We start from the raw sequence: 14066 nt of genomic DNA, 5'->3' as shown, positions 1-14066 counted from the left end.
TCTTCTAACTCTTCATCAGATATCTCTGACATAGTATAGTTATTTTCTCTGTAATCATCTACTATATCTTCTTCATTTTCATTAACATAACCATCGTCTATCTCTTCTAACTCTTCATCAGATATTTCTGACATAGTATAATTATTTTCTCTATAATCATCTACTATATCTTCTTCATTTTTTGATGATTCTGCCTCATTGATTTCAACATCTTTAGTTATTAAATCAAGTTCATTTCCAGATAACTGTATAACATCATCATCATTATCTATTACTGTTATATAATTTGATTCATCTATATAATCAACATTATCTATATCAGGAACTACAACATTTCTATCATTGTATTGTATATTAATATCATCTTCTTTTAAATTATCTTCTTTTATTAAATCTATTTCTTTTGGCTCTTCGTCATCTATTTCAGGCAATTCTAAATCTTCATTTACAGTTAATGAATCATCATTATCAATAACTAAAGAATTATCATCATCTAAGTCAGGTACTTCTATTTCCTCATCTTCTTCATCATTTACAATATTATCATCGTTATTAGTTGTCTGATTATTAAAGAAAGAACTCAAATCAAATTCTTCAACTGAGTCAATAGATTCTAATTCTTCTTCTGTAAGAGCATCTTTTTCAGACACTTCTTTCATAAGAATATCTTGCTCTTCAGAATATATATGCTGAACAACATAATTTTGCTCATCAGAAAATTCAGCATCTTCAACATCTATATTGTCTTTGGCATAAGAAGTTCTTTTTACTTTTGTACCATCTTCCAATTCTATTAATGTATACTTATCTAATGATAATTCATCACTAGAATTGTCTTCTAAAGTATCAGAATCTTTTTCATTATTTTCTTCTGTGTTTTCAGTATTTTCTAAAACAGATAAATCATCATTATTATTTTCTGTAGTTTCTTCAACTATTTCATCAGATGGAGATTCTTCTTCATCTAAAATATTATCAATATCAAGAAGCTCTTCATCGCTATATTCTTTCATCTCCAAATCTGGCTTCTTTTCTGATGAAGCTGATTCTTCTTCTATATTTTCATTGATATTTTCTTCTGTGTTTTCAGTATTTTCTAAAACAGATGAATCATCATTATTATTTTCTGTAGTTTCTTCAACTATTTCATCAGATGGAGATTCTTCTTCATCTAAAATATTATCAATATCAAGAAGCTCTTCATCACTATATTCTTTCATCTCCAAATCTGGCTTCTCTTCTGATGAAGCTGATTCTTTTTCTATATTCTCATTGATATTTTCTTCTGTGTTTTCAGGATTTTCTAAAACATCATTATTATTTTCTGCAGACTCTTCAGATATATCATCAGATGGAGATTCTTCTTCATCTAAGATATTATCAATATCAAGAAGTTCTTCATCGGTATATTCTTTCATTTCCAAATTTGGATTTTCTTCTGATGAAGCAGGTTTTTCCTCTATATTATCATTGATATTTTCTTCTGTGTTTTCAGTATTTTCTAAAACAGATAAATCATCATTATTATTTTCTGCAGACTCTTCAGATATATCATCAGATGGAGATTCTTCTTCATCTAAGATATTATCAATATCAAGAAGTTCTTCATCGGTATATTCTTTCATTTCCAAATTTGGATTTTCTTCTGATGAAGCAGGTTTTTCCTCTATATTATCATTGATATTTTCTTCTGTGTTTTCAGTATTTTCTAAAACAGATAAATCATCATTATTATTTTCTGCAGACTCTTCAGATATATCATCAGATGGAGATTCTTCTTCATCTAAAATATTATCAATATCAAGAAGCTCTTCATCACTATATTCTTTCATCTCCAAATCTGGCTTCTCTTCTGATAATGATTCATTTTCTTCTAATGAAGCAGCAGATTCTTCTTCTATATTTTCATTAATATTTTCTTCTAAATTTTCAAGTTCTTCTAAAGCAGATAAACCTTCATCAAGTACTTCTTCATCTTCTTTAGTTAAACCTTCTTCTGATATATCATTAAGAAGCTCTTCATCGGTATATTCTTTTGCTTCTAAATCTGGACTTTCTTCTGATGAAGCAGATTCTTCTTCTATATTCTCATTGATATTTTCTTCTAAATTTTCAAGCTCTTCTAAAGCAGATAAGCCTTCATCATTATTTTCTGCAATTTCTTCAACTATTTCATTAGATAGAGTTTCTTCCTCATCATCTAAGAGATTGTTAATATCAAGAAGTTCTTCATCGGTATATTCTTTCATATTTAAACCTGATTCTTCTTCTGAAGCATCATCATTTAAATATTCTTCATCATTATCTTCTTCTGTATTTTGAATATTTTCTAATCCAATTAAATCTTCAATATTAATATCTTTAGATGAGTTATTTTCAGGATTCTCATTTGAATCACTTGGCAAATCTTTTAAAGTATCTTCTAAATCATTTAGATCTGATTCACCTAAACGTATAGTTTCATCTTTAATATCTTCATTTAATAAATTATCAGCACCAATTAAATCATCTATATTAATATCTTCTATTGATTTATTATCACCTTTTATATCATCTGATAATTCTTTTAAATTACTTTCTAAACTATCTAAATCTGATTCATCTGAACCAATATTATTGTCTTCAGCATTACTTTCTTCATTTGATGTAGATTCTGCCGAAATTAAATCTTCTGACTCACTATTATATTCCAAAGCATCATCTTTTTTAAAGCTTTCATCTAAATTAAAATCTTCAACAGTTTCAATATTGCTTAATTCATAACCTTCTAAAGATTCCTCTTCAGATTCTTTATGTATATCATTTTCTTCTTTAGAATATATATTATTTATTATTTCAGATTGTTCTTTTGTTAATTCTGATGTATTTTCTGGTTCTTCTTCAACTTTAATTTCTTCTTCATTATCAATATTACCAGCATTTGGAAATAGTTTAGACATATCCATTTCAGAATCAACTATTTCTCCTGCCACTTCTATATCATTTTCTGATAAGCTTAAAGTTTCCTGAAGATTTTTATAATTTTTATTTTCTTCTTCTGAATAAGCATTATTACTTATTTCTGTTCCTTCTTTACCTTCTAAATAATCATTAATATTTACAGAATTTTCTTTTTCCTCATATTCTTTAGTTGTTATTGTACCATTTATTTTAGGAGTTTCTTTGTCAGAATTGCCTACAGCTATTACAGGGAATTCATTTTCATTAATATCTATAGTTCTTTCTAGGAATTTATTTATTTCATACTCATCAAGGGGGATGTCTTTATTTTTTTCAAAAACACTAGCGAACTCTTTTTCCACTATCAATTCTCTTCATAATTTTTTCTTATAGTTGAATATCTTTTTTGTATATTAATCGTAGTATCATTAGTTATCGGCATATTATAATCAAATCCGATAGGTAAAAAACCCAATTCAGTCATTCCTCCGCAAATTTCTAAAACTTCAGACACTGAAATGCCATATTTACAAAAATATACTCCCTGATTAACAACAGCTCCTTTTACTGTAATACTAATTAATTTATTATTTGCATTTTTAGATTCATAAAGAAAATTTATAAACATACCAAATACAAATATCAATAATGTAAAAGATAAACAAAGTATTCTATCTCTCATAATATTATCGGTTACTATCTTACGTAACTATATAAATTTATTTAATGATATCATTCTTTTTATTTGTAGTCAAGATTTCCATTAATTAATATATAATAATTATATTTTTTACTTGAATATTTACTTAATAGTAGTATACTATTAAGAATATTATATTTATTTCCGATTATTATTAAAAATAAATTATATGGTGTTATTATATGTTTGATTTAGATGTAGTAAATGCTTTTAGCAAAGGTACAGTAATTATATTAAAAAGTTATTTCAATTCAAAAGTTGGAAAAGGTGATGTAAGAATATACAGAAATGCCAATCATGTTGGAGGCGTTATAGTATTTGTAGGCATTACTGGAGATTTAAGCGGAAGACTTATGTTTAATATGAGCAAAGCAACTGCTTTTAAATTGGCTTCAGCTCTTAATATGGAATCTATAACTTCAATAGATGATATATTTATTGCTACTATTAAAGAATTTGTTAATATGGTTGCTGGAAGTGCTATAAATGATTTATCAACAAAACATATAGATTTAGATATGACTCCTCCTGCAATACTTATGAGTGAGCAAATGTCTATGCTTGAAAAAGAAAATGATAAAATATTATCTATAAATTATAAAACAGAATTGGGTGAAATATTTATGAACTTAATTTTGTTTAATCAAACTAATTGATAATGCCTAAAATAATACAATATCCGTTAATATTATTTATTATAGCTTTAATAGTTAAAATAATTATTGACAATATTTGTATAAGAGTAAAATCAAATAAATTTTTAAATAAACACTTTAAAGACGAAGATAAATTATACTCTTTAGAAGAAGTTTCATCGGCTTTTAGATTAGAAAAAGAACATTTTTCCAAGCTTTTATCCACATTAGAGAAATATCATTATTTTTCTTTCTTTAATAAGAGAGGCGTTACAATGGTAAAAGATTATTATTCAAGATATGAATTAAAATATTTGATACGTCTTTTATCTAAAAAACAAAAGTTAAAGTATTAACTATTACATTATCTCTTTTATAAATAAATCGCTAGATGTAGATAGATCAACCACCTCTAATCCGTCACTAACAGTACCATCAAGATGCTTAACAATAGAAAGTACAGGTCTTAAAGGTAAATTAGGATTTTGTTCTATAACTCTTGCTATAGAGCCATTTGAAAGTTTTACTCTTGTATTATTAGGATAGAATCCTACAGCCTTTTGAAACGCCTTTACAACATCACTGTCAAAATCTTTTTTAGCTAAAGATATTATAATTTTAACAGCTTTATCAGGAGTACATGGAACACCATGTTCGCCTTTAGTTATTAAATTATTGAAAGTATTACAAATAGAAACTATTTTACTGTACAAACTTATATCTTTATTATCTTTTTGAAAAGGATATCCGCTTCCATCATATTTTTCATGATGCTCTAATACAATATCCGCTATATTATCATCTAAATTATCTCTTTTTACTAATTTATAACCTTGTGTAGGGTGTTTTTTCAATATGGCTTCTTCTTCCTTGGTAAGATTAACTTTTGAAAGCAAACTTTCTTGTATAAGTACTTTTCCTATATCATGCACTAAAGCACCAAGCATAATATTAGCCATATCTACTTTAGTAAGATTCAATTCACCTGCAGTAATAGCAGCCAATGTTGCTACATCAACTGCATGTTTATACATAGTTTCATCTTTTCTTTTTAGCATAGAAAGATAAGAGTGGGCATCTTTATTTTCAACAATAGAGGAAAGCATATTATTTACTTCTTTTTTCATAGAATCGAAGTCTATTCCTCCACCCTTTTTAGCTGTTTCATATAATGACTTAGTTTTTTCTATAGTAGATTCCTGTCTTTTAGCAACTTCCAGACTATCTATTTTGAGTATTTTCTTTCCATTCTCTTCCATTATACCTCTTAATACAGGTTTTTTACCGTCTCCGGAAGTATTAACAGTATTTTCTTTTTTTAAATCCAAAAGCTCCATTACACTAACTGTAGTAATAGAATTTCTTTTTAAAGTTTCTATAATATCTTTTGTAATAACAGTTCCAATATCTACAATTCTTTTATCATCGCTATTATATATATTACTAGCTACTTTCATTCCCTCTTTTACTTCATTTAATGGTATAATAATCTTTGGCATTTAGTTCCTCACTATAAATAAATCATTATATTAAAGAATATAATATCATATAGCTGTATATTATCAAGTAAAATTATGTTAATTTATATATATAAAATGTTGGAGCAATTATGAATTTATGTATTTTTTCCAAATCTTATTGATGTTACATTATATTTATTAAGTCTTAATATGAATCTAGCCAATATTACAGCAAAAAATAATGCAGCTACTATAAAATAATTAGCTATAGATACTGTACTCTCATTCTGTATACTATTAAGTCTTTCTGATTTAGAATTTATACTTTCATCTATTGCATTAGCTTCGGATATATTTCCGCTTTCCATAAGTGAGCCTTTTCTCATTCTCAAATTATCTATTTCTTGTATTATAGTATCAGCCTCTCTGTCTTTTTTTATATTCTTATAAAGATTATATCCCCAAGTGCCTATACCTATAAGAGATAAAATAGAAGTTATTATAATCAGCACCAATATAGCAAATTTTCTCTTTTTTATACTTAAATTCGATATATTCAAAGATTTTGACTTTATCTCTTCAATATGATCTGCAAGTTCTTTTGATTCTGGATATGTTAATTTAGCTTCTTCTATACATGATAAAAGATTAAGCATAGATTTATATCTCTCAGATCTTTGAAAACCTAAATAATATTTATCTATCTCTTTTATTTTATCTTCTACAGTATGTTTAACTATTTTAGGCTTTAAAAAATATGATTTTTTTTTCTTCTTTTTTTTATTTTCATCTTCTGAAGTTTCATTTACTTCTTCATTATCATTATCTAAAAGATTAATATTATTTTCATTGCTGCTATCAACAAAGCCTTTATCTAATTTTCTAATTCCTCCTAATGTACTTTCCTGACTTACTGTATTTCCATTCTTATCCTTTACCTGCACTCTTATTCCGAATGTATTTCTAAACATAGCTTCGGCACTTTCTACACTAGTATCCTTATTAATAACTATAAAAGCTTTTTGATTTTTCCTAGGATCAGATATTTCAAATAATTTAATATTGTCAGATTTATGAGCACCTTTATATATACCTAAAGATACCCCAAATTCTCTATCAAAAGCATCAAGCAGCTTCGATATAGACATATCTAATGTAATCTTCATAATAAACAACCTTCATCATATAGTTATTTTACCATATTTTACAATAAATAAAACATATAACTATAAAAAAAGAAAAAATCTATAATATAATACTTGATTTTTATTCAGTATAATTTATAATCTAAGCATTAAAATACTTAAATTTATATGTTTTTATATAACATAAGCCGAGATGGCGAAATTGGTAGACGCAGCAGACTCAAAATCTGCCTGAGGCAACTCAGTGAGGGTTCGAGTCCCTCTCTCGGCACATTAAACTACTATAAATGAGTGTGCCTATGAATTACTCAGCTATAATTATAGATGATGATAATAATAGATTGAACAAACTAAAAGCTACTTTAGAAAGTTCTTCTATAAAAGTATTAATAGCTGAAAATTTATATGAACTTATAAGCAAAATATATAAATATAGTGTAAAAATTCTGGTATTTAATCCTAACCTTGTATGGATCAATGTTATAGAATTCATCACAGAACTAAAAAAACTTCCTAATTACGATGAATTTACAATATTCTTTTTATATGAAGATATAGATATAGACTTGGAAAAAGAGGCAAAAAAACATAATATAATATGTATGAAATATCCTCTTCATATAAATAAATTAATAACGATAATAGAGTCTTTATGATTCTACCATAAATTTTATAAAGAAAGTAGTTCCTTCATCTGGTATTGATTCTACATCTATAGTTCCATTATGTTCTGATATAATCTTTTCAACAGTAGAAAGTCCTATACCTGTACCCTTTTCTTTAGATGTAAAATAAGGCTCAAATATTTTATGTAAATTATTCTTTTCGATTCCAATACCTGTATCTGTAATACTGATGATAAAAAACTCATTCAAATCTATAATTTCATGGTATGATGATATATATATAACAGATCTTGATGACTTTTCCATAGCTTCTATTGCATTTTTAATCAAATTTCTAAAAGCCATTATTAATTTTTCTCTATCCATATTAATAAAATGATCATGTTTACTCAATACTACACTAAATTTAATAGTATTTATATTCTTAAAGGACTCTAAAACTTCTATTAAAGCTCCATTAATAGACTGCTTTTCATCAGAAAGTTTAATAACAAATGAAAATTCAGAAAAAGATCTCACCAAATTAGAAATTACATTGGCATTTTTTATTATTATGCTAGAAGAATTTTTAGCTCTTGCCACATCTTTTTCAGTCATATTTACAGATATTTTTCTATCTATAAGTTCCGCATTCATTATTATAGGCATAAGAGGGTTTTTTATCTCATGAGCTACTTTTATAGCCGCTTCTCTCCAAGTTTCAAGTCTTGCCCTAGTATTTTCTCTATCTCTATGATATTTTAATGCCCTAGCCATTACATTGAATCTATGTATCAAATTTCTCATATCATGTACTCCGCCAAGCTTCATATCTATATTAAAATCAGCATTGGTTATGGAATTTGTGGCATTAAGTATTAAACTTATAGGTCTTGTTATAAGTCTTGATAAAGCTATTCCTAATATTATTGAAAAAAATGCAGATATACCAAGAACAAATATATAAAGCAAACTAAGTATCATAGAAAATTCATTAGTGAACATATTTACAGAGTTATATATTCTGAAAGTTTCCAAAGCATTATTTCTTATTTTTATATAATTATTCGGCATAGTTTCAGACCATATCACATAATTATTGCTATATGATAATGGTATAATAGCATTAACATAAAATGAGCCGTTATATTCACTATTAATAAATAATGTATTAGTATTAGTTAATTTATAATTAATATCAAGAGGTATATAATTGGCAGAATTAAAAAAAATTATATTATTTACATTATAGGAATTTGATAAAAACACTATATTATTAAAATATTCTGAATTCCTTATGTTTTGGCTTATATCTTCATACTCAGAATAGCCTGTTCCTAAATTATAAAACAAATCATTAAAATAGTTTATACCAACTTTTTCTATAATTTCAGACATAAAGGCTTGTTTTTCACTTATTTCTCTATTTGAAATATCTATTACATATTCTACAGAACTATTTATATTCTGATCTAAAAATAAATTTAAATTTGTTTTAATTATATATGTTGATATTTTACTTATAACTATACTTGGAAGAACAGTCATAAGTCCCATAATCAATACTATTACCAATTTTAAATGAGATCCTTCTTTTTTCATTATAGCATCGACTATAAATTTAATTATAACTATAACACCTATTATGATGCTTGTAAGAGGGAAAAACATTACAGAAAACATATAAAATTGATTTGTAATGTTAGGTTCATAGATAAAACTGCTTATCCATAAAGTGGCTATCAAATTCACTAAAGTAAAAAAACATATAAGGCTTGGAAATAATATTCCATACCTGTTTTTTATTTTTAACAGTATTTTTTTTATAAAATTCATAATATAATTATTGCTTAAGCATATCTTTTAATATAATTTTCATATCATCTATATTTTTTAATTGTACAGCATTAATACCAATCTCTAAAGCAGCATTAACATTATTTATATTATCATCTATAAATAAGCATTCATCAGCTTTTAAAGAGAATTTATTTAAAAAATATTCATAAATATCTCTATTAGGTTTAATCATTTTTATATGTGCAGAAATAACTCCTCCGACACAAGTATCATCAAAAAAATCTGTTTCTTTTCTTAATTCCTCAAATGTTTCTGACGGCATATTAGAGAGATAATATATATCATATCCTTTATTTTTATATTCTTTAAGTAAAGAAATATTGTTATGATTTTTATTAAGACATAAAGTTAATGAACTATCGAATAAATCATCTAAACTTTTTTTATATTTAGGATTCATTTCTATAAAAAGTTTTCTAGCATCATTGAAAGCTAAATCACCCTTATCCATAAGATTCCAATTTTTATTTGCAAATGAATTTCGCATAAATTCATCTTTATCTTCATCATCTATATATTTATTCATAAAATCATTTACACTAAATTCATATAATACATTTCCAATATCTGAAACAATATTTTTAATCATAAAAATAACCTTTATATTTAAAAAATAAAAATTTATTAATATTATATTTTCTATAAAATGTTTGTCAAGTATATACATAATTAAGCAATAGAGAAATAAATTTATTAATATTATGTTAATTTTATTATTATAGTCTTGACAAATAATTAAAAAGCATTTATATTGTAGGCAACTCTGCTGTTCTCGTTAAACGATAGTACATTCTTGCGCCAGTATAAATTAATGCATTAGGGATCTGGAGCGAAGCATTAATGATAGGCTCGCCGTTATCGCGATACGGTTTTGAGAAATCAAGGTCATGTTTCTGGGGAACCCACCTGACGAAAATAGTCAGGCGCATTTATGTCGTATACGGCTCAGCGGAGCTTTTTTAATAATACCTACCAACAAATTAAAATCCCAATAGCAAAGAAAACATTTCAAGTAAAATTCGCTTTAGCCGATAACTAATATAGTTTTTTATATCTTTATTATAAGATAACTATATCTAAAGGCTAAATACTATGAATGAAAATAAAAAACAAAAAATAATGAAAACAGTTTTAAGTTTAATGATATCTTTTCTTATCATTTTTATAGTGGCAATGTTCGCACGTGCAGCAAGCAACACCGTATTGCCTGAAAATAACGGCATAGCTGTGTTTATAAATGATTATCTAGATATGATGATGCAGAGAATAGATAAAATAGCTGTAAAAATGAAAATAAAAAGAAACAGCGTATCTGAATATCAAGTTAATTTGATTACTCAATCAATATCTGATTATGTTGGATATAGTATGTACCAGACATCAGATTCACTAAAAGATTTTAAACCTAATAATACTCCTTCAAAAGCACAAATAGATAAATATAAAAATAATTATTACAAAATGACTGTTGAAAACCCATATTTGAGAGGAATGACTGTTTTCAATATTGAAGGAAAAATGCTACTTAATCTATATTTATCAAGAAACAAATCTTGGCCTTTAGAACTTCAGGATAATTTAATAAATGAAATTAAAACAAAAGGTTCATTAGTTTTAAATGCTACAAATGAAAATGCATTTTATATAATGGAATACATAAAAAATCCTTATGGCGAAATAATAATTACTACTAGAAATGATTATGCTTATGTATCTGATATAGCTATGTATTATCAAGTGGCTGATAAAAGACTTTATGTAAGCGATGCTAGAAACTCTGTTTACAATGTAAGAGAAGCTGTCGGCGATAACAATATAGAAAAAGTATCATCTGTTATAAATAGATATGCTTACTATAAAAAACAGCCTAGCTTTATGGTTAATGATTCTCTTTCTGTTTCTATGATAGGTAAAGAATATCCTAATTACTTTGAACTTATAGTACTTGCTATAACAGCATTATTAATACTACTTTGTCAATTATTGATTAAAGCCGTATTATATTTCTTTAAGTATCTTATGCAAGTTAAAAGCAATAAAGATTATGTTGAAAGCATAAAAGGAAATGATGAGCTTATAAATAAAAATATAGTTGATGCACAATTACCTAAATCAAATACTATTGAAGAAATGCCTCCTATTGTTCAAAAGGTACAATATAAAATACCTGAAGAATATCTAAAAGAAAATAATGAAGATAAAAAAGAGGATAAATTCCATATAGGAAAAGATATATTGAATATAGTATCCAACATAAAAGAAGAAATAAATGCATGTAAAAATAAATTTGCTATTGATAAAAAAGATTTAGAAGAAAAAATAGAAAATTTAGAAAATAAAACAGAAGAAATAAAAACTGAAATAGACATTGAAAGTGCATTTGCTAATATCAAAAAGGATTTACAGGAAGAATATGACAGAGCTATGGAAGAAACTTTCTTAGATGATAGCCTTTATGATATGAAAAGTGAAGAAGAAACTTATGATGATATTAAAATCTCAGAAAATGATGATATGATCATAAATGAATATGAAGTAGAAATGCAGGAAGAAAATCATGATATTGCTGCTATCAATGATTATGAAATAGAAATGAAAGAAGAAAATGATGAAGAAATCAGTAATAGTGAAGAGTTTATGTCTATATCTAATGAAGAATTAAATAATACATCTTCCAACTTTATAACTGAAACTTTATCATTAGATGAAAATATATTAAAAGATAAAGTATTGGATAATTCTGAAAAAGAAGAAAACGATTACCAAAAAATCGATAATGAATTTAATAAGCAAATAATAAAAAATGATTTATTATCAAGCTATAAAGAAAAAGAAGAAGAAAAAAATAAAGAGTATGTAAGAAATTTATTTAATAGCAAAAAAAATGAAAATCATATAAAAAATGATTCTCATGAAATTAGTATGGATATATTAAATTCATATAATAAAGCTATCGATAATATAAAAAATAAAAACGAAAATGAAAAATATGAGGATTCTAAAGAGGATGTAAAATCATCTGATTTAGATAATGCATCTAATTCAAGAACAGATGATGTTTTTGCTGCTTTCGATAAAATGTTATCCTCTATAATAAGCAAAGCAGAGGAAGATGCTAAAAGAAGCATAACAAAAAAATAATAGTTATTTAGTAGAGGAGTTAATATGTCTGACAAAAATAAGATATCTATCTTTGTGTATGTATCTATACTTATAAATTTAATAGTTCTTGCCCTATTTATTACATTTGTATTCGGGCTGAAAAAAGATGCTTTTGATGTTGATACAAAGAAACTTGATAGAAATGCTTTAATATGTCAGAATAGTATAGTAAATTTAGTTAAAGATTATGATGAAAGACTTAATAAAATAGTTGAGAGTTATCCTTTTATTAATCTTTTACAGCAGGTTATATTAAATGGAATAGACACTGCAGAGAGAGACAGAATAATATCAATATTCAGAAGCGGAAATTATCCATTTGATACAGTAGCATTATATTTGGCAGATGGAAAGTCAGTATTTTCTTCACCTGTTAAAACTAAGCCTGTAGATTTAGAAAGCTATAAAAACTCTAAAGCAATTGCATTTTTTGATAAAGATTATGACGGCGTATACTTTGTTAAGCCTATAAAAAATGACAGAGGAATAGAAGTAGGATACATAGTAGCAAGTGTATTCAAAAAAATATTTGAAAATACTCCATACAATTTAAATTTTGTAGTACTTTCTAATGGAGTTGTTTATTATAACCCTTCTATAGATATTAACAGCATATCAATAGATAGTTTAACTCAATATATGAACAAAGATATAGGAAGTACTGGAAGTATTGAAGCTGATAATAACACATTTGCATTTTATTCAGGTAAAGTTAAAGATATAGATAATTTCAGTACAGGTATATTAGAGCTTAATGTACCTATAGTTCAAAAATATTTAAAATATATAATATTAGGGCTTTTATCATTATCTTTTATCTTCCTGCTTACAACAGCCTTAGTAGAAAGATTCAAACCTGCTGCTGCTAATAATAATATAGTAAATGATGAACCTGAAGATGATGATATATATGATGAGAGCGAACCTCCTGAAAATAATTATGCTAATTCAAATATTGTAAATGATGAAGAATTTAATATTGATGATTATGATAATGATATAGAAGGTTTGGATGATGAAAGCATAAAATATCTAAATAAAGTAGATAAAATCACAAAAAATAGTAAAATTGATTTGCCTAATTTAGATGAAGTTGAAGATATAAAAGTTGAAGATCATGATGATAATTTGAATAACATAATAGATTATGAAGATGATGATGAAATAAAATTAGATGATGTTTTAGAGGACGGCGGCGAAAAACTTCAAGACGAAGATGAAAATATAAAACTAGATGATTTGTCATCTTTAGATAAAGTATTAGAAAATGAAGAACAAGATGATGATGAAAGTATTAAATTAGAAAATATAGAAAATTTGGACGATGTACTTGATGAACAAAATGATGAGTTAGACGATATACCTAGCTTAGATGAAGTGCTTGATGAAGATAATGAAGAAAAAGACGATGAAGATGTACCTAATCTAGATGATGTACTTGATGAACAAAATGATGAGTTAGACGATATACCTAGCTTAGACGAAGTGCTTGATGAAGATAATGAAGAAAAAGACGATGAAGATGTACCTAATCTAGATGATGTACTTGATGAACAAAA

Annotated in this window: 10 protein-coding genes, 1 tRNA gene and 1 pseudogene; 6 read left to right on the top strand and 6 right to left on the bottom strand. The window is 25.8% G+C overall.

Features of this window, described 5'->3' with window-relative positions; translation table 11 throughout:
* Both Q0K19_RS14030 and Q0K19_RS14025 read right to left on the bottom strand, forming a co-directional pair.
* The coding region (locus Q0K19_RS14030) for a hypothetical protein (protein WP_297249031.1) at positions 1 to 3302 on the bottom strand (3302 nt) is incomplete at its 3' end.
* Between the two features lie 2 nt (positions 3303 to 3304).
* Complete coding sequence (locus Q0K19_RS14025) at positions 3305 to 3622, bottom strand: hypothetical protein (RefSeq protein ID WP_297249029.1); 318 nt, start codon at positions 3620 to 3622, stop codon at positions 3305 to 3307.
* Positions 3623 to 3822: 200 nt separating this feature from the next.
* On the opposite strand from Q0K19_RS14025, the gene Q0K19_RS14020 reads away from it, so the two are divergent.
* Both Q0K19_RS14020 and Q0K19_RS14015 read left to right on the top strand, forming a co-directional pair.
* Entirely contained in the window at positions 3823 to 4296 is a 474-nt protein-coding gene (locus Q0K19_RS14020; protein ID WP_012670917.1) for a chemotaxis protein CheX, read from the top strand.
* Between the two features lie 2 nt (positions 4297 to 4298).
* Positions 4299 to 4631: a hypothetical protein gene (locus Q0K19_RS14015; protein ID WP_297249026.1), complete on the top strand. Its 333-nt coding sequence runs from the start codon at positions 4299 to 4301 to the stop codon at positions 4629 to 4631.
* 3 nt (positions 4632 to 4634) lie between these two features.
* Here the strand turns inward: Q0K19_RS14015 and Q0K19_RS14010 are convergent, their stop codons facing one another.
* Complete coding sequence (locus tag Q0K19_RS14010) at positions 4635 to 5774, bottom strand: HD domain-containing phosphohydrolase (RefSeq protein WP_297249024.1); 1140 nt, start codon at positions 5772 to 5774, stop codon at positions 4635 to 4637.
* Between the two features lie 116 nt (positions 5775 to 5890).
* On the bottom strand, positions 5891 to 6901 hold the full coding sequence (locus tag Q0K19_RS14005; RefSeq protein ID WP_297249022.1) for a hypothetical protein: 1011 nt from the start codon (positions 6899 to 6901) through the stop codon (positions 5891 to 5893).
* Positions 6902 to 7067: 166 nt separating this feature from the next.
* Here Q0K19_RS14005 and Q0K19_RS14000 point away from each other — a divergent pair.
* Positions 7068 to 7151 (top strand) — tRNA-Leu (locus Q0K19_RS14000).
* Between the two features lie 28 nt (positions 7152 to 7179).
* Complete coding sequence (locus tag Q0K19_RS13995; RefSeq protein ID WP_048595357.1) at positions 7180 to 7536, top strand: response regulator; 357 nt, start codon at positions 7180 to 7182, stop codon at positions 7534 to 7536.
* On the opposite strand, the gene Q0K19_RS13990 is transcribed toward Q0K19_RS13995, so the two are convergent.
* Both Q0K19_RS13990 and Q0K19_RS13985 read right to left on the bottom strand, forming a co-directional pair.
* Positions 7531 to 9321: an ATP-binding protein gene (locus Q0K19_RS13990; RefSeq protein WP_297249018.1), complete on the bottom strand. Its 1791-nt coding sequence runs from the start codon at positions 9319 to 9321 to the stop codon at positions 7531 to 7533. The genes Q0K19_RS13995 and Q0K19_RS13990 overlap by 6 nt on opposite strands.
* Before the next feature lie 7 nt (positions 9322 to 9328).
* Positions 9329 to 9934: an HAD family phosphatase gene (locus Q0K19_RS13985; protein WP_297249016.1), complete on the bottom strand. Its 606-nt coding sequence runs from the start codon at positions 9932 to 9934 to the stop codon at positions 9329 to 9331.
* A gap of 503 nt (positions 9935 to 10437) precedes the next feature.
* Between Q0K19_RS13985 and Q0K19_RS13980 the strand changes: the two genes are divergently transcribed.
* Positions 10438 to 12486: a hypothetical protein gene (locus tag Q0K19_RS13980; protein ID WP_297249014.1), complete on the top strand. Its 2049-nt coding sequence runs from the start codon at positions 10438 to 10440 to the stop codon at positions 12484 to 12486.
* A gap of 24 nt (positions 12487 to 12510) precedes the next feature.
* Positions 12511 to 14066, top strand: a pseudogene (locus Q0K19_RS13975) (AAA family ATPase); the annotation flags it as partial.

The organism is uncultured Brachyspira sp. (assembly GCF_944393015.1).
Classification (GTDB): Bacteria; Spirochaetota; Brachyspiria; order Brachyspirales; family Brachyspiraceae; genus Brachyspira.
Note: the sequence above shows the minus strand (reverse complement) of the source record. Positions and strands in the feature narration are given on the sequence as shown.